This window comes from Stenotrophomonas sp. RIT309, assembly GCF_000632045.1.
GTDB lineage: Bacteria > Pseudomonadota > Gammaproteobacteria > Xanthomonadales > Xanthomonadaceae > Stenotrophomonas > Stenotrophomonas indicatrix.
In genome coordinates this window covers 26,956-53,551 of record NZ_JFYS01000034.1, presented here as the reverse complement: position 1 = coordinate 53,551, position 26,596 = coordinate 26,956, and the positions used below count along the sequence as shown (strand labels likewise).

At 66.8% G+C, this 26,596-nt stretch carries 21 protein-coding genes; 11 read left to right on the top strand and 10 right to left on the bottom strand.

The window, feature by feature from the left end; all coding sequences use genetic code 11:
• Positions 1 to 5 precede the first annotated feature (5 nt).
• Together BW38_RS05170 and BW38_RS05175 are read left to right on the top strand one after the other, a co-directional pair.
• Positions 6 to 1,511, top strand: a complete 1,506-nt coding sequence (locus BW38_RS05170; RefSeq protein WP_032977339.1) for a PepSY-associated TM helix domain-containing protein — start codon at positions 6 to 8, stop codon at positions 1,509 to 1,511.
• Positions 1,512 to 1,612: 101 nt separating this feature from the next.
• On the top strand, positions 1,613 to 2,953 hold the full coding sequence (locus tag BW38_RS05175; RefSeq protein ID WP_235189986.1) for a ricin-type beta-trefoil lectin domain protein: 1,341 nt from the start codon (positions 1,613 to 1,615) through the stop codon (positions 2,951 to 2,953).
• Between the two features lie 88 nt (positions 2,954 to 3,041).
• On the opposite strand, the gene BW38_RS05180 is transcribed toward BW38_RS05175, so the two are convergent.
• Complete coding sequence (locus tag BW38_RS05180) at positions 3,042 to 4,175, bottom strand: MFS transporter (protein ID WP_032977335.1); 1,134 nt, start codon at positions 4,173 to 4,175, stop codon at positions 3,042 to 3,044.
• Positions 4,176 to 4,186: 11 nt separating this feature from the next.
• Positions 4,187 to 4,960 carry a DeoR/GlpR family DNA-binding transcription regulator gene (locus BW38_RS05185; RefSeq protein WP_032977333.1) on the bottom strand — a complete coding sequence of 258 codons (774 nt, stop codon included), beginning with the start codon at positions 4,958 to 4,960 and terminating at the stop codon, positions 4,187 to 4,189.
• A 173-nt stretch (positions 4,961 to 5,133) separates the two neighbouring features.
• Between BW38_RS05185 and smqnr the strand changes: the two genes are divergently transcribed.
• Positions 5,134 to 5,781: a SmQnr family pentapeptide repeat protein gene (gene smqnr, locus BW38_RS05190; protein WP_032977332.1), complete on the top strand. Its 648-nt coding sequence runs from the start codon at positions 5,134 to 5,136 to the stop codon at positions 5,779 to 5,781.
• Between the two features lie 15 nt (positions 5,782 to 5,796).
• On the opposite strand, the gene BW38_RS05195 is transcribed toward smqnr, so the two are convergent.
• Positions 5,797 to 6,480: a class I SAM-dependent methyltransferase gene (locus BW38_RS05195; protein WP_032977330.1), complete on the bottom strand. Its 684-nt coding sequence runs from the start codon at positions 6,478 to 6,480 to the stop codon at positions 5,797 to 5,799.
• A gap of 117 nt (positions 6,481 to 6,597) precedes the next feature.
• Here BW38_RS05195 and BW38_RS05200 point away from each other — a divergent pair, with 117 nt between their 5' ends.
• On the top strand, positions 6,598 to 7,071 hold the full coding sequence (locus BW38_RS05200; protein ID WP_152543320.1) for a hypothetical protein: 474 nt from the start codon (positions 6,598 to 6,600) through the stop codon (positions 7,069 to 7,071).
• Between the two features lie 11 nt (positions 7,072 to 7,082).
• On the opposite strand, the gene BW38_RS05205 is transcribed toward BW38_RS05200, so the two are convergent.
• Together BW38_RS05205 and BW38_RS05210 are read right to left on the bottom strand one after the other, a co-directional pair.
• Positions 7,083 to 7,808, bottom strand: coding sequence for a hypothetical protein (locus BW38_RS05205; RefSeq protein ID WP_032977326.1), 726 nt, complete (start codon positions 7,806 to 7,808; stop codon positions 7,083 to 7,085).
• 49 nt (positions 7,809 to 7,857) lie between these two features.
• Entirely contained in the window at positions 7,858 to 9,246 is a 1,389-nt protein-coding gene (locus BW38_RS05210) for a PLP-dependent aminotransferase family protein (RefSeq protein WP_032977324.1), read from the bottom strand.
• A 133-nt stretch (positions 9,247 to 9,379) separates the two neighbouring features.
• On the opposite strand from BW38_RS05210, the gene BW38_RS05215 reads away from it, so the two are divergent.
• The 3 genes from BW38_RS05215 to BW38_RS05225 all read left to right on the top strand — a co-directional run bounded on the left by BW38_RS05215 (position 9,380) and on the right by BW38_RS05225 (position 12,131).
• Positions 9,380 to 10,243 carry a DMT family transporter gene (locus BW38_RS05215; protein WP_032977499.1) on the top strand — a complete coding sequence of 288 codons (864 nt, stop codon included), beginning with the start codon at positions 9,380 to 9,382 and terminating at the stop codon, positions 10,241 to 10,243.
• A gap of 79 nt (positions 10,244 to 10,322) precedes the next feature.
• On the top strand, positions 10,323 to 11,204 hold the full coding sequence (locus BW38_RS05220) for an SDR family oxidoreductase (RefSeq protein WP_032977322.1): 882 nt from the start codon (positions 10,323 to 10,325) through the stop codon (positions 11,202 to 11,204).
• A gap of 39 nt (positions 11,205 to 11,243) precedes the next feature.
• Positions 11,244 to 12,131 carry a LysR family transcriptional regulator gene (locus BW38_RS05225; RefSeq protein ID WP_032977321.1) on the top strand — a complete coding sequence of 296 codons (888 nt, stop codon included), beginning with the start codon at positions 11,244 to 11,246 and terminating at the stop codon, positions 12,129 to 12,131.
• Positions 12,132 to 12,672: 541 nt separating this feature from the next.
• Here BW38_RS05225 and BW38_RS05230 read toward each other — a convergent pair.
• The 3 genes from BW38_RS05230 to BW38_RS05240 all read right to left on the bottom strand — a co-directional run bounded on the left by BW38_RS05230 (position 12,673) and on the right by BW38_RS05240 (position 16,912).
• Positions 12,673 to 14,766 carry a TonB-dependent siderophore receptor gene (locus BW38_RS05230; protein ID WP_032977319.1) on the bottom strand — a complete coding sequence of 698 codons (2,094 nt, stop codon included), beginning with the start codon at positions 14,764 to 14,766 and terminating at the stop codon, positions 12,673 to 12,675.
• Between the two features lie 99 nt (positions 14,767 to 14,865).
• The gene (locus BW38_RS05235) at positions 14,866 to 16,251 is read right to left on the bottom strand and encodes a HAMP domain-containing sensor histidine kinase (protein ID WP_032977317.1); all 1,386 of its coding nucleotides are present in this window, start codon (positions 16,249 to 16,251) and stop codon (positions 14,866 to 14,868) included.
• Positions 16,229 to 16,912: a response regulator transcription factor gene (locus tag BW38_RS05240; RefSeq protein WP_025874050.1), complete on the bottom strand. Its 684-nt coding sequence runs from the start codon at positions 16,910 to 16,912 to the stop codon at positions 16,229 to 16,231. Before BW38_RS05240 ends, BW38_RS05235 begins: the two co-directional genes overlap by 23 nt.
• Positions 16,913 to 17,064: 152 nt before the next feature.
• On the opposite strand from BW38_RS05240, the gene BW38_RS05245 reads away from it, so the two are divergent.
• Together BW38_RS05245 and BW38_RS05250 are read left to right on the top strand one after the other, a co-directional pair.
• Positions 17,065 to 18,231 (top strand): efflux RND transporter periplasmic adaptor subunit, encoded by a 1,167-nt coding sequence (locus BW38_RS05245; protein ID WP_032977497.1) that lies wholly within the window; start codon positions 17,065 to 17,067, stop codon positions 18,229 to 18,231.
• Positions 18,232 to 18,235: 4 nt separating this feature from the next.
• Positions 18,236 to 21,337, top strand: coding sequence for an efflux RND transporter permease subunit (locus BW38_RS05250; protein WP_032977315.1), 3,102 nt, complete (start codon positions 18,236 to 18,238; stop codon positions 21,335 to 21,337).
• 278 nt (positions 21,338 to 21,615) lie between these two features.
• Here the strand turns inward: BW38_RS05250 and BW38_RS05255 are convergent, their stop codons facing one another.
• The gene (locus BW38_RS05255) at positions 21,616 to 22,020 is read right to left on the bottom strand and encodes a GFA family protein (RefSeq protein ID WP_032977314.1); all 405 of its coding nucleotides are present in this window, start codon (positions 22,018 to 22,020) and stop codon (positions 21,616 to 21,618) included.
• A 163-nt stretch (positions 22,021 to 22,183) separates the two neighbouring features.
• Between BW38_RS05255 and BW38_RS05260 the strand changes: the two genes are divergently transcribed.
• On the top strand, positions 22,184 to 23,161 hold the full coding sequence (locus BW38_RS05260; RefSeq protein WP_032977312.1) for a DUF4105 domain-containing protein: 978 nt from the start codon (positions 22,184 to 22,186) through the stop codon (positions 23,159 to 23,161).
• Positions 23,158 to 25,200, top strand: a complete 2,043-nt coding sequence (locus tag BW38_RS05265) for an alpha/beta hydrolase (protein ID WP_032977310.1) — start codon at positions 23,158 to 23,160, stop codon at positions 25,198 to 25,200. The genes BW38_RS05260 and BW38_RS05265 overlap by 4 nt, the downstream gene beginning before the upstream one ends.
• A 20-nt stretch (positions 25,201 to 25,220) precedes the next feature.
• Here the strand turns inward: BW38_RS05265 and BW38_RS05270 are convergent, their stop codons facing one another.
• Positions 25,221 to 26,582: an MFS transporter gene (locus BW38_RS05270; protein WP_032977308.1), complete on the bottom strand. Its 1,362-nt coding sequence runs from the start codon at positions 26,580 to 26,582 to the stop codon at positions 25,221 to 25,223.
• Between the last annotated feature and the right edge of the window lie 14 nt (positions 26,583 to 26,596).

Below are 26,596 nucleotides of genomic sequence, written 5' to 3'. Positions count from 1 at the left end.
AGGCCATGTCGTTGCGATCCACCGCCAAACGCTGGACCTACCTGACGCATCGCTGGCTCGGCATCGGCGGGTGCCTGCTGATGCTGCTGTGGTTCGTCAGCGGCATGGTGATGCTGTTCGTCGGCTACCCGAAGCTGACGCCAGCGGAGCGGTTGGCCGCGCTGCCCGCATTGGTCGACGCGCGCGGCTGGCAGGCACTTTCCGTGCTGCCGGAAGTGGTGCGACAGGCGCCTGAGCGGGTCGTGTTGACGACGCTGCGTGGCGAGCCCGCCTACGTGGTGCGCTCCGGCGCGAACGTGGGCGCGTGGTCGGTGCTTACCGGACAGGCATTGCCGCCGGTATCGGCGCAGTTGGCCGAGGTTTCCGCCGCGCAGTTCGCCGGCGGCCCTGCCTTCGTTGGCGCCATGCCGCTGGACGAAGACCGCTGGACGCATTCGCGCGCGCTGGATCCGCATCGACCGCTGTACCGCGTCGGCGTCGGTGGTGCACAGCCCGGTGATGTCTACGTGTCCTCGCGGACCGGCGAAGTCGTGCTGGATGCACCGCGCCTGCAGCAGCGCTGGAACTATGTGGGTGCGTGGTTGCACTGGCTGTACTTCCTGCGCATGCAGTCGGTGGACCCGGTATGGACCTGGACGGTGATCGTGCTGTCGGCGCTGTGCACCGTGGCCGCGATCAGCGGGGTCGTGGTCGGCATCTGGCGCTGGCGGTTTCGCGGACAGTACCGGTCAGGGTCGAAGACGCCGTACCAGGAGCCGTGGATGCGCTGGCATCACCTGATCGGCTTGATGGCGAGTGCATTCGTGTTCACCTGGATCTTCAGTGGATTGATGTCGATGAACCCGCTTGGGGTGTTCAGCAGCACGGGCGTGGTGATCGACACCGCGCACTATCGAGGTGGCGTGGTGACGGTGGAGGGCGCACTGGCCGAGCCCGGCCGGCTGCTGGCTGCATCGACGGACGTTGGCTTCGTGCCGGTGGAGATCCAGTGGCGACGTATCGGTGGCGAACTGTTCGCCGTGCTGCTGGACGGGCAGGGCGATACCCGAATCGTGTCGGCCGTCGAAGGGCGCCTGCGTGTCGCACGGCTGCTGCCGGAGGCATGGCTGAAGCAGAAGGTGCAGGCGATGTCCGCTGCGCCGATGCAGGGTTTCACGATCCGGCATGCGCCGGATGCGTACTTCTATGCGCGCGCGCCGGAGGCCATGAACGGTGCGGCGGTGCGGCGCTTCCCGGTGGCGGTGGCGTGGTTCGGCGATGCCGAGGCCATGCGCGTTTACATCGATCTGGCGACCGGCGATCCGCTGTTGACGATGGGGCATCGCGAGCGGGCCGGGCGCTGGCTGTTCTCTTTCCTGCACAGCTGGGACCTGCCTGCCGCGCTGCGTCAGCAGAACACGCGGCTGGGCGTGCTGCTGTTGCTGAGCGTGGCTGGCACGGCACTGTGTACCACCGCTGCGGTGATCGGTTACCGGCGTCTGCGGATGAAGGTGCGGCGTCGGCGGCCGTAGCACCCTGACGTTGGCCTGGCGCGTATGAGACTATCGGGAGTTCCTGGCCATGAAGGCTGCGGCCCGATGTCGATGGCCAGGGAAGTGCAGGGGCTCAATGCTTGCAAGGGTGCAACGGTAGTCCCTGGATAGGATTTCCACACAACGTAAATGGAGCAAGGATGAATTACGTTTCGATGGGTGTTCTCGCAATTGGAATTGCAGCGGCGTCTTCAAGCGTTCAGGCCAAATCGTTGCCGCGCCTGTACAGCTTTCCAACCACAACGACAGCGTCTGTTTCCAATGCGCTGCCGGCACCGGGGCAGGTGATCCAGTTGTCTGCGCAGGTCGATGGCCAAGCACTCGGGCTGTATCACATTCCAGGCAATGAGCAGATCGGTGGCTTCGTCGAATTCAAGGTCAATGGCCAAGCGGTGGGCAAGGTGCAGGTCAGTACCGTCAACACGCCGTTCCTCGGTACGGTTTCCGACCTGGACAAGGGGTGCTGGGCTGCCATCCGTGACGTCCAGGCCTGTACGCACAAGTACGCCTACGGCCGTCCGGCCAGGGTTGCGATCAACTACACCGTTCCGGCAGGCTTCACTACCGCTTCGATCACGGCGACGTTCAGTGGCGATGGTCAGTTCACGCAAGGGTCGGTGTCGGCGCCCGTCAACCTGCGCAACATTCCGACCTTTGGTGAGATCCGCGGCATGGGCAACAAGTGCCTGGATGCCGAGGGCGCCAACACCGCGCCAGGCACGGCCATCCAGGTGTGGGATTGCACACCGGGCACCGCGCAGCAGCTTTGGACCGTGAAGCCCAATACGTCGACCATCACGGGCGTGCCCAGCAATCGCGTGCTTGACATCGTGGGCTATGGCACAAGCAACGGAAGCCGGATCCAGCTCTACGACGCCCATGGTGACTGGAATCAGTCGTGGAAGTTCACCAACACATCCATCGTCGGCGTGGCCAACAAGGTGTTGGATGCCATTGGTGCGTCCAGCGCCAACGGCACCAAGATCCAGCTGTACAGCAATGCGCAGACCAGCAACCAGAAGTGGGAGTTCAATCCCGCCAACGGCTCGATTGTCGGTGTCGGTGGCAAGTGCCTGGATGTTGAAGGGGCCAATTCTGCGGATGGCACCCGCGTCCAGTTGTGGGACTGCACGGGCGTGCCGCAGCAGCGCTTCGAACTGGGCGCGGACGGGTCCATCCGTGGGCTGGGCGGCAAATGCCTGGAAGCGGCTGACGGTGCGAGCCACGATGGGAATCCGATCCGCATGTGGTCCTGCAATGGTGGCGCGCACCAGTCCTGGCGGCTGGTAGGCGAGATCCGCAACCCGCAGACCAACATGTGCCTGGATGACCCGGGCATGGGTAATGCCAATGGCTCGAAGGTGCACATGTGGATGTGCCAGGGCACAGAGAACCAGCGCTGGGAATTCTCCTCCTACTGAGTTTTCGGCCCGATGCAGTGTTGTGGAACCGTGCGCCTTCGCGCGCACGGTTCTTTGCAGGGACAGGTCAACGGCCTGCCATGCAGGTCTACATCCGCAGCCAGCGCGTCGACACTGCCACCAGCAACAGTGCCATCGCCACGCCGACAAAGGCGGCGATGAGGCCGAAGTGATTGGCGGCGAAACCGATCAGCGCCGGGCCGGCAAGAATGCCGGCAAAGCCGAGGGTGGACACGGCGGTGATGGCGATCGCCTGCGGCATCCGGTTCTGGCTGCCAGCCAGCGAGAACAGCGCCGGTGCGATGTTGGCGCAGCCCAGGCCGACCAGCACATAGCCGACCAACGACACCTGCCATGGCGTGACCAGGGTGAGCACCAGCACGCCGGCGCAGGCCAGCAGCGCACCGGCCACGATCGCCTTCTGCCGGCCGATGCGCTCTACCAGGCTGTCGCCGAACAGGCGCGCCACGGTCATGGTCAGGGTGAAGGTCACGTAGCCGATGCCGGCATGGCTGGCATCGACCTGGCGGATGTCGGTGAGGAACACCGCGCTCCAGTCCAGCATCGCGCCCTCGGCCAGGAACGCGATGAAGGCCAGCACGCCGATGAACATGACGATGCCACGTGGCCAGGCCAGCAACGGCGTGTCGTGCGCGATGCGCTCGCTGCGCCAGTGGCGTGCCGACAGCAGCGCGACCACCGCCATCATCAACACGCCCGGCAGCACCGCGGCAACCGGCGCCATGCGTGCGCTCAGCAACAGGGTCATGGTCGCCGCGCCGAGGAATCCACCGATGCTGAAGAACGCGTGGAAGCCGGACATCATCACCCGCTGCGCTTCGCGTTCCACCACCACGGCCTGTACGTTCATCGTGCAATCCATCGCGCCTACGCCGGCACCGAAGACGAACAGCACCAGGCCCAGCAACCACGCCGAGTCGGCCAGTGCCAGGCCGGGCACCGTCGCGCAGATGATCAGCGTGGTAGCCAGCATTACCCGGCGGCAGCCCAGCCGTGCGGCCAGCACGCCCGACAGCGGCATGGCCAGCAGCGAGCCCGCGCCCAGGCACAGCAGCACCAGCCCGAGTGTTGCATCGTTGATGTCGGTGCGCGTCTTGGCGAAGGGCACCAGCGTGGCCCACAGCGCGGTAGCGAAGCCGGGAATGAAGAATGCAGCGCGGGTCGCGTGCTGTTGGGCACGCGGTCGGTTGACGAGGGACATGGGCGATCCGGTCAGGGAGGTGTTGGATGCACGGTGATGCCGGCGGCGCGGAAGCGGGCGGCCAGGGCAGGCGGTGCAGACGTGGTCAGTACCAGGTCGTCGATGTCATCCAGGCTGGCGATCTGCCAGTTGCCCCGCGCGCCCAGTTTTTCGCTGGTGGCAGCGACGATGATGCGGCTGCTGCAGGCGACCATCGCGCGCTTGAGCGTGGCCTCCTCGGCATCCATCGCCCACACGCCGGTGTCCACGTCCACGGCGCAGGGGCCGGGCAGATAGACATCCGCGCGCAGGCGCTGCACCTGGGCCAGCGCCTCGGCGCCAACCGCGCCGCCGCCGGCCGCCAGTCGCCCACCGATCAGCTGTACGGTGGTGCCCTCCCGCCACGCTGCGGCGGTGGCGATCTGCGGCGCGTTGGTGATCACCGTCAGCCCCAGCGCGCCCGGCAATTGCTGGGCAATGGCCAGGTTGGTCGAGCCGGCATCGATCAGCAGGACCTGGCCGGGCTGCAGCAGCGTACAGACACGGGCGGCCAGCTCGTCCTTGCCGGTGCGGTCCTGGGTCATCCGTTCGCGCAGTGGCACGGCTTTCGGGGCTGGCAGCACCGCACCCCCATAGACGCGCTGGCACAGGCCCTGGGCAGCCAGTTCACGCAGGTCCCGGCGGATCGAATCTTCGGAAACCGCGTAACGGCGGGCCAGTTCGGTGGCGACCACGCGTCCCTGCTGGCGCAGCTCCTGCAGGATCAACTGGGTACGTTCGGCGGGTAGTGTCGGGTCGGAGGTCATGCCTGAAGTGTGCACAATCATGCATCAACGTGCAAGATCGGGTATTGGCGGTGGCGCGTAAGGGTGGGATGTACACACTCCGGCTGCAGCGCTGGTGAATCCCACGCGAGCGCGTCCTGCCCATCGCCTTTCCAGCGCGGCATCATGGCAAGGCACCCGGCACGGAACCCTGCATGTCCTCCACTGTTCACCACAAGCTGCGCATCGGCGCCGATCAGTTCACCGGCCAGAAGGTGGTCGACCAGCAGTTCCTGGAATGCGATTTCTCCGGCGCTGACCTCACCGCCACCGAGTTCGTGAACTGCGTTTTCTACGATGCCGACACGCGCACCGGGTGCCGTTTCAGTGGTGCCACGTTGAAGGAAGCCAGCTTCCGCCAGTGCGACATCAGCATGTGCAACTTCAACTTCATCAAGGCGCTGGGGCTGGAAATCAGCGAATGCCGCGCACAGGGTGCCGATTTCAGCAACGCCAGTTTCATGAACCAGATCACCACGCGTAGCTGGTTCTGCAGTGCCTTCATCAAGAAGAGCAACCTGCGCTATGCCAACTTCTCGCGGGTGCTGCTGGAGAAGTGCGAGCTGTGGGAAAACCGCTGGGACGGCGCCAATGTGAGCGGCGCCAGTTTTGCAGGGTCGGACCTGTCCGGCGGCCAGTTCGATGGCGTCGACTGGAATTCCGCCAACTTCACCGATTGCGACCTGACCAACTCCGAACTGGGCGAACTGGACCTGCGCAGTACCAACCTGCGTGGCGCCACGCTCGATGTGCAGCAGGTCGCGCTGCTGATGCAGCGGATCGGTATTACCGTGGTGCCATGAGCGTGCGTCGCGGCGCTATGCCGGTGTGGCCGGCGCATGTGCCACCCAGCCCTTGAAGCTGAAGCCGGCGTAGAACAGTTCCACGTTCTCGAAGCCGGCCTCCTGCAGCAGCGCCACTTCCTGTTCGGGTGAGAGCAGCGGCAGGCGTTCGGCGATCGCCTCGGCAGCGCGCTGTGTATCGGCACGTGGAATGCCGGAAGCCTCGGCGAACGCGGCGTAGCGCTGCAGCCAGCGATGCTTGCCGGCCGCGTCCTGCGGCACGCTGTGGTGCGCCACCACCAACGGCGCACCTGCGCGCAGCCGTTGCCGCAGTTCGCGCAGGGTGTGCAGGCGCTGTTCAACGGTGAGGAAGTGCAGGGTCAGCAGGCAGGTGGCGCCGTCGAAGACGGTGCGCGGGGCATCGTCGATGTAGCCTTCCAGCAGCGTCACCTGGGCCAGCAACGGCCCCAGGGTCTGTTCGGCCAGCGCCAGCATTGGCGCGGCAGGATCGACGCCGAGCATCCGCCATTGCGGGTGCGCTTCTGCGAAGGCCTTGAGTTCCAGACCGCCGCCTGCGCCGAGCACCAGCACCTGGCCGTCATCGGGTACGTGTTCGGCCAGCAGCAGGTGGCTCATCTGCTGCAGTCCGAGGAAACCGGGTACCTGCCGCAGCGGGCCCTCCGCGTAGCGGGCCACGGCGTGGGGATCGGAGAAGGACATCGGAAGGATTCCTGCGGCAATGGCGAACATCCACTTTACCGTGCTCGGCAAGTGTCGATTGCACAGTGGCCCGCCTTTGCTTAAGGTCTGCGCCTGCATGCATTGAAGAGATCGGGAATGGACCCTCGCAGCCCCGCGATGCCATCGGCGGAAGCCTTCGAACTGGCGCTGACAATGCTGGGACGGGAGGGCGTGGATGAGGAGCAGGCCGAGCGGGCGCTGCTCGCGCTCGGCAGCGAACACTGGCAGATGCGCCGCCTGCTGGTGTGGTTGCCTGAAGCCTTCGCCATGGCCCTGATCGGTCATATGGAACTGGGCGTGCAGCTGCCTGGTACCTTCACCGCCTCCGACGCACAGGGCGAGCTGCATGAACTGCCGCTCGACCGTGAGCCTGTATTCGCTGCCGGTCTCCAGCGCGCCCTGGCCATGTACCACGAAGGTCCACGCGCCGCGTTCCGGGCGATCTGCCAGCGCAGTTCGTCGCTCAACGCGATCAACAACGCCTTGAATACCGGCGCCGATCTGCAGGGCGCCGCGCTTTCGGGTCCGGAGCTTCTGGACATCCCGGCAGAGACCTACCTCGCCCATTGAGCCCGGGGTTTTCAGAGCGCGGGCTTCATCCCGTCTGCTTCCAGGCGATACAGGCCGGTCAATCGCCAGTCATCGTGTACGCGCTGCAGCCGGTACTCATGGATGCGGACGCTTGAGCGGCGCTGTTGCGCGGTACGTATGGACGCTGCGTCGCCGAGGATCTGCACGGCCAGGACCTGTTCCATTTCCGGATCATGCGCTGACTCGACGCTGGGCCGGCGCATGACAGTGCGAGAGGTGCCCGGCAGGGCATAGTGCTCCACCAGCTTCGCGTACGACGCGTCGGCCAATGCCTGGCCGCGCGATGGGCCATGCTCTGCCAGCCGTGCAAGCGAGGCCTTGTTCCATTCCAGGAAGTCGGACTGGAAGGCGCGCATGCGTACGACCGGCGTGCTGCCGCCCAGATCCAGCGCGCTGCGTTCGAAAACAAGAAGCGGCAGAACCTCGCCGAACCCCACGTCGCGGCCATAGCGGAAGCTGCGTTCGGCCTGCGGCCTGCCATTGCAAAGCAGTGCAACGCGACCGGGCCTGGTGGAATGAACCATCAAGTGCCGTTGAAAATAGCCCTGTACCGGCTCGGCATCCGTGTTGGACGCCCCCGGCGCGGTGATCTGCAGTTGGCAGTTGCCATCCGTGGGCGCATAGCCAGCGATCTGCAGCGAGCCGTCGGGTGGCCCGAAGGTGACGCAACCACTGGCCAGCCCGCAGACCAAGGTGATGCCGATCCATCGACGCATGCGGGCGCTCCTTGCCTGGATGGCTGGCAGGATAACGCACTCGGATGCTTCAGCTGTGCTGCTGCAACGCCTTCCCAAGCACCTGCCAGATCTTCGGGTCCTGGCACTGCGACACATTGAAGCGCACGTAGTCGGCAGCCCGCTGCGACTGGCTGAAGGCATTGCCCGGCGCGACCACCACGCCTTCGCGCAGGCACTGCCTGGCCAGCGCCGATGCATCACGACCATCGGGCAGCCGGCACCACAGGAACAGCCCTGCATCGGGTTGCAGCCATGGCGTGATGCCCAGCTTCTGCACCTGCCGCAGCGTGTGCTTGCGCGCATCGGCCAGGCGCGTGCGCACCGCCTGCATGTGGCGGCGGTAGCCACTATCGGTCAGTGCGATCTGCATCAGGTGCGCAGCCAAGTGCCCACCGCCGAAGCTGGTGGCCAGCTTCAGATCGGTCAGTGCCTCGATCCAGTCCGGGCGCGCGGCGATGTAGCCGCAGCGCGATGCCGCGGAAATGGTCTTTGAGAAACTGCCGACATGGATCACCCGCGACAATCCATCCAGCGCCGCCAGCCGCGGCGCCGGGCGCAGCTCGAAGTCGGCGAAGATGTCATCTTCGATGATGATCAGTTCGCTGTGTTCGGCCAGGCCCAGCAGGCGGTGTGCCGTGGTCGCCGACAGCACCGCGCCGGTCGGGTTGTGCAGCCCGGCGTTGGTGATGTACAGGCGTGGCGCGTGTTCCTGCAGCGCGCTGGCAAACATCTGCAGGTCCGGCCCGGTGTGCGTGTACGGTATGCCGATGGCCTGCACCTGATGGGCCTTCAACATCGCGTGGTAATTGAAATAGCTCGGGTCGTCGACCAGCACGCAGTCACCGGGCTTCAGCAGGAAGCGGCAGATCAGGTCGACCGCGTGCGTCCCCGATTCGGCCAGCAGCAACTGCTCCATCGACGCGTCGATGCCCAGCGTGGCAGCGCGTCGCTGCAGTGTCTGCCGCAATGCCGGCAGGCCCAGCGGTCCTGCATAGTCCACCAGCTGCGCGGAGTCGGCGCGGGCCATGCGGCGCAGGCCGCGGCGCAGGCCATCGTGGTACAGCCAGTCGCTGGGCATCCAGCCGCAGCCAGGCTTGAGGTGTCCCGGCGGGGTTTCCAGCGATTGCCGTGATACCCACAGCGGGTCCACCGCGCGATCCAGCCGCGGTTCCATTTCCGCCAGCGCCAGTGGTGCCGCCGGGCCAGCCACGTAGAAGCCGGAGCCGGCGCGCGCGGCGATCACGCCTTCGGCGGCCAAGCGTTCGTAGGCCTCGACCACGGTGGACACGGAAACGCCCATCGCCGTGGCCTGCGCGCGCACCGAGGGCAGGCGGCTGCCCGGGCCATCCAGGCGCGAACTGATGCGGGAGCGGACGGCGTGGATGACGCTGTCGATGCGGCTGGGCGGTCGGGACATGCGCGTGACTGTAAGGGGATTGTGGGCAGTACAGTTACTTGTGACTGTACTGGATTGTAGCTGTGTATCGCCCGTGCCCGGTGGCCCAATGACGGGCACGGCCGGCCATTGCCCGGCATTTCTGGAGCAGGGTGTGGAACGGTCGGCAAGCGGGTGGATCAATGGCTTCATCGGTGTGGTGATCTTCGCCGGCTCGTTGCCGGCCACCCGCCTGGCAGTGATGGAGCTGGACGCCAGCTTCGTCACCGCCGCGCGCGCCAGCATCGCCGCGTTGCTGGGGCTGGTGCTGCTGCTGGCATTGCGCCAGCCGCGCCCGGTCAGAAGCGATCTGCCCGGTCTGGTGCTGGTCAGTCTGGGCGTGGTGGTGGGCTTCCCGTTGCTGACCGCGCTTGCCCTGCGCCACGCCTCCTCGGCACACACCATCGTGTTCCTTGGGCTGTTGCCGCTGAGCACGGCGGTATTCGGCGTCCTGCGCGGCGGCGACCGGCCGCGCCCGGCGTTCTGGGTGTTCTCGCTGCTGGGCAGCGCCTGTGTGGTCGGCTACGCCGCGCGCAACGGCGTCGAAGCCTCACTGCAGGCCGACCTGTTGATGCTGGCAGCGATCGTGGTGTGCGGACTTGGCTATGCCGAGGGCGGCCGCCTGGCCCGGCATCTGGGTGGCTGGCAGGTAATCAGCTGGGCATTGCTGCTGGCATTGCCGGTGATGCTGCCGCTGATGGTGGCGATGCGCCCGGCCTCGTTCACGGCGGTGGCCGCGTCGGCCTGGTGGGCGCTGGGGTACGTGGCGGTGTTCAGCATGCTGGTAGGTTTCCTGTTCTGGTATCGCGGCCTGGCCCAGGGCGGTATCGCTGCGGTCGGCCAGCTGCAGCTGCTGCAGCCGTTCTTCGGCCTGGCGCTGGCGGCGCTGCTGCTGCACGAGACCGTCAGCGCCGGCATGTTGCTGGTGACCGTGGCAGCGGTGATCTGCGTGGCCGGCGCCCGCCGCTTCAGCCGATGACGCGCGATAGCGTCGGCGTATCGTGGCGTGCCGCCAACAGTATTGGCCGGGGCCGGCGCGCCTGGTTGAAGCTGTGCCGATGAAACCCAATTCCAGTATCTCGTTCGAAGGCCAGGTGGGCCTGGTGACCGGTGCCGCCGGTGGCCTCGGCCTGGCCTACAGCCGCCTGCTGGCCCAGCGTGGCGCGCACGTGGTGATGCATGACGTGGGCGCCGCGACGGACGGCACGGGTACCGATCCGCAGCGCATCGTCCAGGCGGTGGCAGCACTGCATGCCCAGGGCCTGCCGGTCGAAGCCGCCAGCGGACCCATCAACCAGCGCAGCGGTTGCCACGCGCTCGTGCAGGACATCCTGCAGCGCCATGGTCGCCTGGACTTCATCATCCACAACGCCGGCTGGGTGGCCTACGCCGGTATTGAAGTGGTGGATGACGATGCGCTGGAGCAGATGCTGTGCCTGGCGGCGAAGACACCGCTGTGGCTGGCACAGGCGGCATGGCCTGCGATGCGTGCTGCCGGCGGCGGCCGCATCGTGCTGACCACCTCCGATCGCGCGCTGTACCCGCAGTATGCGCAGCGCGGCCTGTGCGGCTACGCGATGGCCAAGCTGGCTGCTCAGGGGCTGGTCAATGTGCTGGCCCTGGAAGGCGCCGAGCACGGCATCGTCGTCAACGCGGTGTCGCCGGTGGCCAAGACCCGCATGTGGGGCATCGACGGGGAACCGGATGAACTGCATCCAGACGCGGTGGCACCCGGGGTCGCCTTCCTTGCCTCTACGCGGTGCCGGCAGGGTGGCTGGACCCTGCGGGCCAGCAACGGCCAGTTCCATGCATTGCGATTGCAGGAAGCCGAACATGTGGCCTATCCGCGCGACCTGCGTGCGGTGGCAGCGGACAGCATCGAATCGGTGGCCCTGCAGTGGCCGGTCATTGCACGGCCGAGTGTCGACGCGCGCGGTTGAACGCGTACCCTAGGCAGGTCTCCACCTGCCTGCGATGAAATGATCGATCTGCGCCTGCTCCGCCAGTTCGTGGCGGTGGCCGAAGAACTGCACTTCCATCGCGCTGCTGCACGCCTGCACATGTCGCAGCCGCCATTGACGGCGGCGATGCGGCGCCTGGAAGACGAGGTGGGTACCGGCCTGATCGTACGCGGCAACCGCACGCTGGGCCTGACCGCAGCGGGGCAGACGCTGCTGGTGGAGGCGCGTGCAACCCTGCAGCACGCCGAACAGGCGCTGCAGCGCACGCGGGAAGCGGCGGCAGGGCAGACCGGCAGCCTGCGTGTCGGCTACGTCGGCAGCGCACTCTATGGGCGACTGCCGGCACTGATCCGCCAGTTCCGCCATGCGTTTGCGCAGGTGCAGCTGCATCTGCACGAAGCCACCTCGCGGCAGCAGCAACAGTGGCTGCGCGAGGGACGCATCGACCTGGGCATCCTGATTCCGCCGATCATTTCCGCAGAGCTGCATCTGCAGGCGTTCGACCATGATCGACTGGCCATTGCCCTGCCGCGCGCGCATCGGTTGGCCGCACGGCCACGGCTGGATGTCGCCGCGCTGGTGGACGAGCCGTTCGTTTCATGGCCGTCGGCCGAAGGCATCGGCTTCCACGCACAGGTGCTGGGCCTGTGTACTGCTGCCGGCTTCACGCCACGGGTCGTGCAGGAAGCGCAGGGCATGCACGCAGTGCTGTCGCTGGTGGCCGTGGAAGCGGGCGTGGCGATCGTGCCGGCCAGCATGGCCGGGTTCCGTCCCGAAGAAATAGTCTATCGACCACTGGATGGCGGCAACGCTGCGTTCGAGTTGCAGTTCTGCATGCGCCCGGAATCGCCTGCGCCGGTGCTGCAGAATTTCCTGGCGATGGCAGCGCAACCGGTAGTGTCGTGATTGCCAGCTGAGCATCTGTGCTGCGTGCAGTGGCGGCACGCTGATCCGCGGTGAGTATGCCTGCGGAGTGTGACTCGTCCTGCAGTTCTGCCCTTGGAAATCGCACCTGCGGCAAGCCTGAGGCGCGGGCGCGGACAACCCCTACATACCGCCTCGGCGACAGTAATCAGCATGCCCCTGTCGGCCATCATCGGCCGGCTGGGATTGGCGTCCCACAATCAACTCTGGCACGTGATCGGCAGGCGCACGGATGGCGCCTGCGGATCTCGTGACCCGCTGTCCGTGGTGGGCGATGTGTGGGGATCACAATGATCCGCCGGTCAGTCCCAGAGTTGTCCGGTACGCCAACCCGCATCGCCCGCCGCCTGTTCGTGGTCAGCCACGAGTGCGCTGATGGCGCTTGCCTCGGGGGTGGCAATGCGCGTCGTGCATGGGGAGCGGCGGCGGGCGGTGCATCTGCGCACCTGCGTAACGTGTGGCCAGCACGCCAGCAATGGGGTGCTGGCTGTGCTGCTGCGGCGGTCGCCGTCCGTTGCCGTGCTCAGAACCGATAGCTGATGGTGCCGGTGACCACGCGCGGGTAGCCGGCGAAACAATCGCCGAAGGTGCGGCACGGCGCGTAGTAACGCTTGTCGGTGAGGTTGGTGATGTTCAAGGCCCAGGTCCAGTTGGTCACCTGCACTTCCACCAGCGCATCGGCCAGGGTGTAGCTGGGGGTGATGACGCGGCCGCCGTTGCCCAGCGACACCGTGTTGCCGACATGGCGGACACCCAGGCCGAGTTTCATTCGTGCGGCGTCATCCAGCTGGAAGCCCTTGGACACCCAGGCCGAGGCCAGGTCCTGCGGGGTGTCGTTCAGGCGTTCGCCCACTTCCAGTGCGAAGTTGCTGCGGCTGACTTCGGCTTCGTTGCGCGCGTAAGCCGCAGTGACCGTAAGGTCGTTGGCGAACTGGAACTGGCCCTCCAGCTCCACGCCCTTGGAACGGATCTGGCCGGTCTGGACCACGTTCAGCACGTTGTCCGGATCGTTGGTCTGGCGGTTGGTCTCGGTGATGCGGTAGGCGGCCAGGGTCAACAGCATGTTGCGGGCCGGTTGCCACTTGATGCCACCTTCGGCCTGGCGTCCGCGCATCGGCCTGAAGGCATTGCCGAACAGATCCTGGCCGGACACCGGCAGGAATGATTCGCTGTAGCTCAGGTACGGCGATACGCCGCCGCCGACGTCGCCGATCAGTCCGGCACGGTAGGTAGTGGCATCGTCGGTCTGGCTGGGCTGGCCTTCGGTCTTCGAGCGAGCATGGTCGCGACGCGCACCCAGCACCAGCGACACGCGATCAGCCCAGCGGATCTGGTCCTGCACATACACGCCCAGTTGGGAAGATTCCTGGTCCGGCTGGCGCTCCCAGCCACGTACCGTCGGGGCGGTCGATACCGGCGCGTAGACGTCGATGGGCGTGCCGGTGGCATCCAGCCGCTGCAGCTGCTCCTTGTACTGGCTGTAGTCCACGCCGGCCAGCAGCAGGTGCTGGAAGGCGCCCGTGGCGAAGTCGAACTGCACCGCGTTGTCGGCGCTGATCACCTGGATGTCCGGCTGCGTGCCGTAGGCGGTGCGGTTGACCACGCGCCGGTCGGCATCAATGAAGGGGTTTTCCGGGTTGCTGTAGCTGTCCACATACAACTGCTGCAGGGTGGTCTTGCCGTCGATGTAGCGCACCGCCGAGCGCAGGCTGACCGCATCGTTGAAGCGATGATCGAACAGGGCGGTCAGGCTGTATACGCGCGAATCGATGCGGTCGAAACCGGCATCGCCGATGAAGGTGGTCGGATCCAGGCGGCGACCGGGCGCTGCGTGCAGGGTGGCGGCCAGCGGCAGGAACTGCTGGCTGGAGCCGGTCTTGTCGTGCTGGTAGCTGGCCAGCAGGGTCAACGTACTGCGTTCACCGCGCCAGCTGATCGAGGGTGCCAGATACACGCGGTCGTCCTTGAGGACATCGGTCTGCATGTTCGATTCGCGGACCAGACCGACCAAACGCCCGGCAATCGTGGCGTCGTCATTCAGCGCACCGCCGATGTCGCCCTGCAGCTGCCGTCGATCGAAGCTGCCCAGCTGCAGGCCGACCTCACCGCTGGCGGCGCCGAAGGTCGGGCGCTTGCTCATGGCGTTGATGATGCCGCCGGTGGCGCCCGCTCCGTACAGCACCGATGACGGGCCGCGCAGCACTTCCACCCGTTCCAGGCCGTATACCTCCGGGCGTGCCAGCGGGCTGAAGCCGTAGCTGCGGCGCAGGCCATCCTGGTACTGCACCGGGTCCAGGCCGCGTACCGAACTGGCGTCATTGCGGGTGTCCAGGCCCCAGGCGTCAGCGGTGACACCGGCGCTGTAGCGCAGCACTTCCTGCAGGTTGTGTGCGCCGCGATCGGTGAACAGCTGCTGGGTGACCACGCTGATCGCCTGCGGCGTCTCGGTCAGGGCGGTGTCGGTCTTGGTCGCGGTGCTGGCGCGCTCGGCCACCACGGTCACCTTGTCCAGGGTCCGGGCCGCAGTGCCGTCCTGGGCTTGGGCGATGGCCGACGCCAGCAGAGTGGGCAGGAACAGCGTGTACAGCAGCGGGCGGCGCGACGGCAGGGCGGGCATCGTGGGGAATCCGGGAAGGGCGGTGACGGCGGATTATCCGGATGCCCGCTTCCAAATACAAATGATTCCCAAATGCACTTGCCGGTGATGAGCCCGGCTTCAGGGCAGGCCGTCTGCGGCGCCGCGGATGCTCATCCAGGCGCCGCCGCCGGGCGCGCTGCCGGCGCGGACACGGAAGCCGTGCAGCCCGGCAATGGCGGCCACGATCGACAGCCCCAAGCCAAAGCCGGGCCCTTGCCCGGCACTGCTGCTGCCGCGGAAGAAGCGCTGGTAGATCAAGGTGCGGTCCTGCGGCGGGATGCCCGGCCCGTTGTCGATCACATCGATCCGGGGCGCGCCGTGGTCGTCCATCGCGCGCAGCAGGATGCGTCCGTGCGCAGGCGTGAACTGCAGCGCGTTGGACAGCAGGTTGGCCACCGCTTCGAACAGCAGTTCGCGGTCGCCGCGCAGCATGCCGATCTGCGGCGCCACCTGCAGCTGCAGATCCTGTTGCTTCTCTTCGGCCAACGGCAGGTAGAACTGGTGCAGTTCCTGCAGCAGGTCGGCGATGTCGACCTCGTCGAAGGCCGAACGGCGCTGGTGGCTTTCCAGCTCGGACACGCGCAGCAGGGCGGCGAAGCGCGCCATCAGCATGTCGGTCTCCGCCAGCGCCTTGTCCAGCGGGTCCGCATGCGGGTCGTGCTCGCCCAGGCCAACCCGCATGCGGTAGAGGTGTGCACGCAGGCGCGTGAGCGGTGTGCGCAGGTCATGCGCGATGCTGTCGCACACGCCCTTGACCTCGGTCATCAGCTGTTCGATGCGTTCCAGCATGGCATTGACGATGCTCGACAGCCGATCGATCTCATCGCGTCGGTTGGATACCGGCAGGCGTTGCCCGAGGTCACCGGCAATGATGCGGTTGGTGGCCGCTTCGATCTGCTGGATCCGCTTCAATGGGCGCCGGCGCAGCAGATGCCAGCCCACCAGCCCGGGGATGACGGTCAGTGACACACCCCACAGCAGTGCATCGAGGATGATGCTGTTGACCGCCATCAGCTTGCCGTTCTGGCGCACGAACACCAGTGTCCGGCCATCCCGGGTCACCACGCCGAGCGCGCTGCCACCGCTCTCGTGGCGGCCATCGACCAGCGTCCAACCCGCTACCTGATGCGAGTTGCCATCCAGCGGCAGTCCTTCGGGGATGGCCGTCAGCGGGCCCGCCATCGCCACGCCGGCCTTGTCGAACAGCCCGTACGTATACACCTGGTGCAGGTCGAAGCGCTGGCTGTCGCGCAGCGCGTCATCCAGCGCCGGGCCGTCGAAACTCATGAACAGATGGGCGCGCTGCTGCAGGCCCGATTCGGTCAGGTCGTTCAGGTAGTCCGAGATGCGCCAGTACATCACGCCCAGCAGCAGGCTGGACCAGGCCACGAACAGGATGCAGTACAGGCCCAGCAGACGGCTGCTGGATGAGCGCCAATGGTCAGGATTGCGCGTCGAAGACATAACCGGTTCCACGTACGGTCAGGATCGGCTGCGGCCGGCCGGGTTGTTCGATGCGTTTGCGCACCCGGCCGATATGCACGTCGATCAGGTTGGTGCCCGGGTCGAAGTGGTAGCCCCAGACTTCCTGGAACAACATGGTGCGGGTGACCACCTGGCCGGCATTGCGGACCAGGAATTCCAACAGTTTGAACTCGGTCGGCAGCAGGTTGATCTCCTGGCCGCCACGGCGTACCGAGCGGCTCATCAGGTCCAGTTCCAGGTCGCCGGCGCGCAGCACCTTGTCGCTGGCAGCGGCCTGGCCCTGGCGCCGGATCAGCACTTCCACGCGCGCGGCCATTTCATCGGAGGCGAACGGCTTGGTCAGGTAGTCGTCGCCACCTGCGCGCAGGCCGCGCACGCGTTCATCCACGTCCGACAGCGCACTGATCATCAACACCGGCGTGGCGATGCCTTCATGGCGCAGCGTGGTGACCAGGGCCAGCCCGTCAATGCCGGGCAGCATGCGGTCCAGGGTGATCACCGCGTAGTCGCCTGAACGTGCCAGCGCCAGGCCACTGCTGCCGTCGCTGGCCAGATCCACCTCGAAGCCGTGGCTGCGCAGCTCGGTGGCGATTTCCTCCGCGGTGACAAGGTCGTCCTCGATGGTGAGTACGCGCGGCATGGGCCACTTTGCAGATTGGGACCTGCGCATCCTCGCAACCGTAGGCGTGCACTGCAAATGAAAAATGTTTCATGCGTTTTTCGCTGGATCGCAGCGCGCTGTCTTCTATATTCGGCGCCGAACGCTCCCCCCGCGCGTGGAACCTGCTGCCGATGACCCTTCCGTACTTCTCCCTGCCTGCCGCGGGCTGGCGCCGGCCGCTGCTGGTGCTTGCCCTGGCTACCCTGCTGGCCGGCTGCGGCAAGGACGCGCCCAAACCAGGCAAGGCGACGCCGGAAGTGACCGTGCTGACGCTGCAGAACCAGACGCTGGCGCTGCAGCAGGAACTGCCGGGACGCACCATTGCCTCGCAGGAATCGGATGTACGCCCGCAGGTGGACGGGGTGCTGGTGAAGCGCCTGTTCGAGCAGGGGCAGCTGGTGAAGGCCGGGCAGCCGCTGTTCCAGATCGAGCCGGCGCTGTACCAGGCCGCCCTGAACGAGGCGCAGGCCAATCTGAAGACCGCCGAAGCGGCCGCCGTGACCGCTCGCCTGCGGGCGCAGCGGATGCAGGCGCTGGGCAAGGACCAGCTGGCCGCGCGCCAGGACGTGGACGATGCCATCGCCAGTGGCCAGCAGGCGGCTGCGGCCGTGCAGGCTGCGCAGGCAGCGCGCGATACCGCCAGTACGCGGCTGGGTTTTGCCACGGTCACCGCACCGATTGCCGGTCGCATCGGGCGCGCGCTGTTCACCCCGGGGGCGCTGGTGACATCCGCCCAGGCCGATCCGCTGGCGCGGATCCAGCAGGTCGACCCGATGAACGTGGACATCACCCAGTCCAGCAACGAGTACCTGGCGCTGCGTCGCGCCATTGCCGAGGGGGGCGTGCAGGCCAACAGCGCGCCGGTGCGGCTGCGCCTGTCCGATGGCACCGACTACCCGCTGCCGGGCACGCTGGAATTTGCCGACATCGATGTGCAGCAGGAGACCGGCAGCATCATCTTGCGCGCGCAGTTCCCCAACCCCGAGGGACAGCTGTTGCCGGGCATGTACGTGCGCGCGCAGGTAGGCCAGGGCACGCAGCAGCAGGCGTTGCTGGTACCGCAGTCGGCGGTGGACCGCAGTGCCAAGGGCGAGGCGCAGGCGTGGCTGGTCGACAAGGAGGGCAAGGCGCGGCTGCGCACCTTCCGCACCGCCCGCGCGGTCGGCAACCAGTGGCTGGTGCTTGATGGCATCAGCGCTGGCGATCAGGTGGTGGTGGCGGGGGCGCAGGGCCTTGCCGACGGCATGCCGGTGCGGATGAAGACGGCGCCCGTGGCTGCGCCGGCCGGAAAGGACTGAGCGCATGCTGCCGCGCTTCTTCATCCACCGCCCCGTATTCGCCTGGGTACTGGCGATCTGCATCATGGCGTTCGGCACGATTGCGGTGACCCAGCTGCCGGTCGAGCAGTACCCGGACATCGCACCGCCGCAGGTCAACATCACCGCCAACTACACCGGCGCGTCTGCACAGACGGTGGAAGACAGCGTCACCCAGGTGATCGAACAGCAGATCAAGGGCATCGACCACCTGCTGTATTTTTCCTCCACCAGTTCGTCTTCGGGACAGGCGCGGATCACGGTCACCTTCGACCAGAGCGCCAACCCCGATATCGCCCAGGTACAGGTGCAGAACAGCGTAAACCAGGCCATCAACCGCCTGCCGCAGGAAGTGCAGCAGCAGGGCGTGACCGTGGCCAAGTCGCAGGGCGACTCGCTGATGGTGGTTTCGCTGTACGACACCAGCCGGCGCATGGAGCGGGTGGACGTTTCCGATTTCCTGGTCAGCAACGTGCAGGACCCGATCAGCCGCATTGCCGGCGTCGGCGAGATCAATGTGTTCGGTTCGGCCTATGCGATGCGGGTGTGGCTGGATCCGCACAAGCTGCGTGCCTACGACCTGATGCCGTCGGATGTGCGCAGCGCGATCCAGGCACAGAACACCCAGGTCACTGCCGGCGAGCTGGGGGCGTTGCCGTCCAGTGCGACGCAGAGCCTCAATGCCACCGTCACGGCGCAGTCGCGCCTGCAGACTCCGGAACAGTTCCGCGCGATCATCCTGCGCACGCTGCCCAGCGGCGCGGCGGTGCACCTGGGCGACGTGGCGCGGGTCGAGATCGGCGCGGAGAATTACCAGACCAGCAGCTTCCTCAACGGCTATCCGGCTGCGGGTTTCTCAGTGACCCTGGCCTCCGGCGCCAACGCGCTGGCCACTGCCGATGCGGTACGCGCCGAGCTTGAACGGTTGCGGCCTACGTTCCCGCCCGGGCTGCAGGTGGCCTATCCACGCGACAGCACGCCGTTCGTACGGGTCTCCATCGAAGGGGTCATCCACACCCTGATCGAGGCGATCGTACTGGTCGTGGTGGTGATGTTCCTGTTCCTGCAGAACCTGCGCGCCACCCTGATTCCTGCGATCACGGTGCCGGTGGTGCTGCTGGGTACCTTCGGCGTCCTTGCGGTGGCCGGTTTCACCATCAACACCCTGACGCTGTTTGCGATGGTGCTGGCCATCGGCCTGCTGGTCGATGACGCGATCGTGGTGGTGGAGAACGTGGAACGCATCATCCACGAAGAGCATCTGCCGCCACGCGAGGCAACCGAGAAGTCGATGGGCGAGATCACCGGTGCGCTGATCGGCATCACCGTGGTGCTCGGTGCGGTGTTCCTGCCGATGGCGCTGTTCGGCGGTTCCACCGGCATCATCTACCGGCAGTTCTCGATCACGATTGCATCGGCCATGGCGTTGTCGGCGCTGGTCGCGCTGACCCTGACACCAGCACTATGCGCGACCCTGCTCAAGCCCTCGTCGGCGCAGAAGCCACCGGGGCGCTTCTTCGCCGCGTTCAACCGTGGCGTCGAACGCAGCCAGTCGGCCTACCAGGGCAAGCTCGGTGGCGTGGTGTCACGTCCGCGGCGCTGGATGGCGTTCTATCTGCTGCTGGTGATCGCCATGATTGCCTTGTACGCACGCATGCCCACCGGCTTCCTGCCGGTGGAGGACCAGGGCCAGGTGACCTTCCAGTTCTCCACGCCGGAAGGCACGCCGATGGCGCGCACCGAGGCGCTGGGCGAGCAGATCAGCCGTTACTTCATGGAGCACGAGAAGCAGAACCTGGACGTGGTGTTCGTGGTGGTCGGTCGCAACAACGCCGGTACCGGCCAGAATGCGGGGCAGGGCTTCCTGGCACTCAAGCCCTGGGACGAGCGCAAGGGCGACAACACCGCAGCGGCGATCATCGCGCGCGCCAATGCCTATTTCCGCAAGCTGCCCGATGCCAAGGTCAACGTGCTGGCGCCGCCGGCAGTGCGCGGCCTGGGGCAGTCCAGCGGTTTCGAGCTGTGGCTGCAGGACACCAGCGCGGCCGGACGCGTGGCGTTGCAGGCCGCGCAGGAGCAGGTGGTGCGCGCGGCCGGCGAAGACGACGGACTGACCTCGGTGCGATTGAACGGGCTGGGCGACAAGGCCGAGCTGCGGCTCGACATCGACCACGCCCAGGCCAGCGCGCTGGGCCTGGCACAGGCCGACATCAATTCCACGCTGTCTGCCGCCTGGGGTGGCAGCTACATCAATGATTTCCTGGATCGCGGCCGGGTCAAGCGTGTCTACATGCAGGGCGACCAGCCTTACCGCAGCGTGCCCGACGACATCGGCCAGTGGTACGTGCGCGGTGGCAACGGTCAGATGGCCTCGTTCGCCAGCTTTGCCAGCAGCCACTGGGCGCGTGGGCCGCAGCTGCAGCAGCGTTTCAACGGCCTGCCGGCGATGCAGATCCAGGGCAGCGCGGCCGAGGGGCGCAGCTCGGGTGAAGCGATGCAGCGCATGCAGGCGCTGGTGGCCGATCAACCCGGGTTCGATCTGCAATGGAGCGGGCTGTCCTATCAGGAGCAACTGGCCAGCAACCAGACGCTGTACCTGTACGCCGCTTCGATTGCCTTCATCTTCCTGTGCCTGGCCGCGCTCTACGAGAGCTGGACGGTGCCGGTAGCGGTGGTGCTGGTGATTCCGCTGGGCGTGATCGGTACGGTGCTGGCGACCACGGCTGCGGGCTTCGTCAATGACATCTACTTCCAGGTGGGATTGCTGACCACGATTGGATTGTCGGCAAAGAACGCGATCCTGATCGTGGAGTTCGCCGAAGCACGCTACCGCGCCGGCAGTTCAGCGGTGGAAGCGGCACTGCAGGGCGCGCGCCTGCGCCTGCGGCCGATCGTGATGACCTCGCTGGCCTTCGTGGCAGGCGTCATCCCGCTGGCGTTGGCCACCGGCGCCGGCGCGGTCAGCCGGCGTGAAATCGGCATGAGCGTGATCGGCGGCATGCTCTCCGGAACGGTGCTGGCGGTGGTGCTGGTGCCGCTGTTCTTCGTGCTGGTACGGCGGATGGGCAGGGCGCGGCCGGTGCACTGAGGAGGCCAGGGCCGTCGGTTGTCATCGGCCTGCCGCAACGCCATCACCCGGTCTTGGCCCGGGCATCGGTAGGGTGATCGTCCCCGTCCCCCACGGAGACCTGCCATGTGGTTGCTTGACCGACTCTGGCCCTCACGCCCTGCGCTGCCCGCCGCGACGCTGCCGCCTGCAGCGGACCTGCCCGCGCGTCGAACGCCGTTGAAGCGTCCGTTGCGCGTCGGCCGGGCCAGCATGGCCCCGTGGCAGAAGGTCGCGCCGCCGCCCAGGCGCAGCCGCCACTAACCGGTGCGGTCGGCGGGGTGGTTCACCCCGTCATTGACCGGAATCGTTCCCAGCGCGAACGGATCGATGCCTTCCAGGCAGGCCACGTTGTAGCCGTACTGGTCCGGGTTGGAGCGGCGGCGGTGGTGCGTGTAGATGCCACAGACGTCGCAGAAGTAGTGCTCGGCCACGTGCGTATTGAACTGGTACAGGCGCAGATGGGCCTGGCCACGCACGATATGCAGCCCGTCTTCGGCCACGCTGGCGGCGATGGCGCCGCGGCGCCGGCACATCGAACAGTCGCAGCGGCGCGGGTCGACGATGCCCTCGGGCAGGTCCAGCAGCAGCTCGACGGTGCCGCAATGACAGCTGGCCCGGTGCTGCGCCTGCACGGCGACGCCGGCCACGGTGGTAATGCCCATCCTCGCTCCCTGTACACCTTGGTGGACGCCAGTATGCGCCCGCAGGCGCCAGCCTGAACCGTCGTAGATGTCGCCGTGAGGCGGCTTGTGGCTAACTATGCCGCCCCGGGACCCCGACAGGATGCCAGTGAAAGCCGCAGGACGATGGATGACAGGATGTGTGATGGTGCTGCTGGCGCTGTGGGTGGCCGGTCTGCTGACCTACCAGATGCCCGGGCCAGGCTGGCTGGGCGTGACCGCGGCGATGCTGTGGCTGCTGGCCGCCGCCTGGGCGGCCTGGCAGGTGGCGCGCGGCCGTGGCACGCGCCGGTTGTGGGCGGCCTTTGCCGGCGCTCTGGCGCTGGCGGGGCTGTGGTGGCTGCTGCTGACCCCACGCCAGGACCGCGACTGGGCCGATGACGTGGCGCAGCGCCTGCACGTGGAATCCTTCGATGGCCGCCACGTGGTGCTGGATAACGTGCGCGATTTCACCTGGCGCACCGAGACCGACTACGACGCGCGCTGGGTGCGCCGCAGCTACGACCTGGACCAGCTGCGTTCGGCCGACCTGGTGCTGTCGTACTGGATGGGCCCGGCGATCGCCCACACCCTGGTCTCGTTCGGATTCGAGGACGGGCGCCACCTGGTGTTCTCGCTGGAAATCCGCAAGGAGCGTGGTGAATCGTTCTCGGCACTGGGCGGCTTCTTCCGCAAGTTCGAGATGACGCTGGTCGCGTCCGAAGAAACCGACATCATCCGCACGCGCACCAACGCGCGCGGCGAGGATGTCTACCTGTACCGCCTGCACGGCATGGACCGCAACCAGCTCAAGACCCTGTTTGCTGCCTACATCGACCAAGCACGCCAGCTTGATGCCACGCCCGGCTTCTACAACACGCTGACCAGCAACTGCACCACGATTGTCTTCGACCTGGCGCGGCATATCGCCCCGCGCCTGCCGCTGGACTACCGGTTGCTGGCCTCGGGCTACCTGGCCGAGTACGCGCAGGAGGTGGGCGCGCTCACGCCTGGCGTGCCGTACGCCGAACTGCATGCCAAGGGCCGCATCACCGAGCGCGCGCTGAAGATGGCACCCGACGATGACTTCTCCACCGTGATCCGCCAGGGCATCCCTGGCACCGAGCAGGACCCGCAGCAATGACCCCGATGATCCTGTTCCGCTGGCAGCGCGCGCTGCCGGCGTTGTTGGCTGCTTTCCTGCTGCTGGGCGGCAGCGGCTGCGCGATGGTCACCGTCAAGCAGGTGGCGTCCAGCGATTACCTGGTCAACAAGCGCGCCGATGTGCTCAACACCGGCAAGCTCAGCCCCGCCTCGCGCGAGACACTGAGTGCGGCCGGGCTGGACGAATCACAGTGCGAGAAGGACTTCCTGGTCTGCCGCAGCACGCTGTTGATGACCGATGACCTCAACGTCGAGCAGCGGTTGTCGACGCTGTCCGAGCTGTGGGTGAAGGCCGCTCTGGCATTGACGTCGAAGAAGCAGGCGGCCAACGAACCGCCGATGAGCGATGCAGCGCTGGATGCATGGCTGGAGGCGGCGCGCTATGGCTATGCCTATCTGTTCTACAGCGGGCGCTCGCCCTCCGATCGCGCGTTCGAGGATCGGCAGACGCAGGTACGCGATTACTACAACTATGCTGCCGAGAAGGCCGCCGTGGTGTTGTTCGCGCGTGCCCGTGCCGCAGCATTGGCCGGCGAGGACTACACCAAGCCGGTGTCGGCGGGCAGCTGGACGCTGGCTTCCGATTTCCAGCGCCTTTCATTGAAGAGCATCCCCAAGCAGCTGGTGCCGGCCGGTACCGTCAGCTTCGTCGGCATGCGCAGCACCTATCGCCGCGATGGTTTCGGCGCCGAGCTGGTGATGGTGATGGACCCGCCGAAGCTGGTGGTGCCTGCCGTCGCCGCGGAAGGGGCCAAGGCCGAAACGGCACAGGCGCAGGCCACCAAGGACGAGCAGGAGGAGGGCGTCCGCCGCGGACGCCGCCACCAGCACGATGATTCGGTGCCCGAGTACAGCGAGATGTCCTCGATCAACGTTACGGCATTGCTGCGTTTTGAAGGCAACACGCTGGAAGACGTGATGCGCACCCGCCAGGTGCTGCTGGATGGCTATTCGCCCGAGGCCACCGAGCGCATCACCCTGCATGGCGAAGAGGTGCCGCTGGCGGGCAACTTCACCGCCGCCTACGGTCTGTGGCTGGCGCAGAGCGGATTCGCCACGCAGTCGCTGCGTACCCTGTTCGGCATGAGCGAGGGCATCGGCGAGCCGCACATCTACCTGATGCAGCCATGGGATCCGAACCGCCGCATCATCTTCATGCTGCATGGCCTGGGCAGCAGCCCGGAAGCGTGGGTGAACCTGGCCAACGAGATCATGGGTGACCCCGAACTGCGCCAGCAGTTCCAGGTGTGGCAGGTGTACTACCCGACCAATGCGCCGATCGCGCTGAACCGCTACGAGATCGCCAACGCATTCAACGACACGTTGCAGCACTTCGACCCCAACGGGAGCACGCGCGCCTCGAAGGACATGGTCTACATCGGCCACAGCATGGGTGGCGTGCTGGCGCGCCTGCTGGTCAGCGATTCCGGCGATGTGCTGTGGAATGATCTGCTCGCCAACTACAACCTGAAGGGCGAGCGCCTGAAGCGGGTGCAGTCCAAGCTGGGTCCGTTGCTGCACTTCAAGGCCGAACCGAACGTAGAGCGTGCGATCTTCATCGCCGCCCCGCACCAGGGCACGGACATCGCCGGCAACAAGGTCGGCCGCCTGATCGGCCGCCTGGTGCGCCTGCCGCTGACCATCCTCGGCAAGTTCGAGGATGTGTTCCTGGCACTGGCACAGGCCGAGCAGCAGGCGGATGGCACGGCCAAGCCGAAGATTCCCAACAGCATCGACAACCTCAAGGCCAGCGACCCGTTCGTGAAAGCCGCTGCGCAGCTGCCGATCACGCCGGGCCTGAAGTACCACTCCATCATCGCCCAGCGTAAACCGGAACTGCCGGTGGAGAAATCCGACGATGGGCTGGTGCCGTACTGGAGCTCGCACCTGCCGGGCGCGTTGTCGGAGAAGGTGATCATCTCCGGCCACAGCGTGCAGGAGACGCCGCAGGCAGTGCTGGAAGTGCGCCGCATCCTGCACCAGGACATCGATGAAGTGGGTACGGTGGCGAGGCCGTAACGGGACGCTCTCCGGGGCGTCTACACGCGACGTGCGATCACCGTGGCGAACACCGCCAGGCCCAGGGTGATGGCCAGGCACAGGATGTAACCGGTATGCGGGGCGCTTTCCACGAACAGTGCGAACAGCGCGCCGGATACCGCCAGTGCGGTGGTCACCGACAATGCTTCGCTCAACTGCAGGGCCGAGGTGTTCGCACCCTGTTCGTGTGGTGGTGACAGTGACAGCGTCAGCACCGACAGGCTGGCGTAGATCATGCCCATGCCGAAGCCGGTCAGCGTCCAGCCGACCAGGGCGACCGGCAGTGGCACCGCAGTGAACAGCACTGCCAGCGTCGCGGCGATGCCCACGGTCATCAGCGGTGTGCCCACGCGCAGCAGTTGCTGCCGCGACCAGCCGCGCTGCTGGTGACCCTGCAGCCACGAGCCGGTGAACCAGCCCAGCGCGCCCAGGCTCAGCACTGCACCGGCCCAGCTGGGTGTCAGCCCACGCTCGCGCTGCAGCAGCAGGGGCAGGTAGGCCTCGCAGGCGAAGAACGCAGCAGCGGCCACACCACGCAATGCGATCACACTGGGCAGGCCACGGCGCAGGCGCAGGGTGCCAGCGGGCAACAGGCGATGCACGCAGAACAGCAGCGCCAGCATCGCCACGCCGATGCACAGCAGTGCCGGTACGCCCTGTTGTTGCCCGCCCAGATACAGCAGCAGGGCAGCCAGGGAGGCGCCGCTGGCCCAGCGCACGATGTTGCCGCGGCCATCATCGGCAACATCCGTGGCTGCAGCCTGCATGCGCGCCAGTGCCGGTCGCAGCAGCAGGCCGGCCGGTATCGCCAGCAGCGGCACCGCCAGGAACACCCAGCGCCAGCCAAGATGCTGCACGATCACACCGCTCAGCGCCGGGCCGATCATCGACGGCACCACCCAGCCGGCAGAGAACGCGGCGAAGACCTTCGGCCGCAGATGCTCGGGATAGGTCCGGCCGACCATCACATACAGCGACACCGAAATGGCGCCTGCGCCCAGGCCCTGCAGCAGGCGTCCGGCCACCAGCATGCCCATGCGCAGGGCGAAGCCCGCCAGCAGCAGGCCCAGCACGAAGCAGGCCAGGCCCCACCATAGCGGGCGTGCGGGGCCGTGGCGGTCGGCCCAGCGGCCGGCCAGGGTCATGCCGATCACGCTGGTGGCCAAGGTGCCGCCGAAGGCCAACGCATACAGGCGCAGGCCGTCCAGGGCCTCGGCCACGGTCGGCATTGCTGCGGCCACCGCCAGTGCCTCGAAGGCATGCAGGGAGACCAGGGCGACCATGCCCAGGGTGGTGGCGCGGTAGCGCGCGGACAGGATGGAGGAATCGACCGGATCGGCCGTGGCAGCGGGGGAGGGCATCGGGTTCCTGCGGG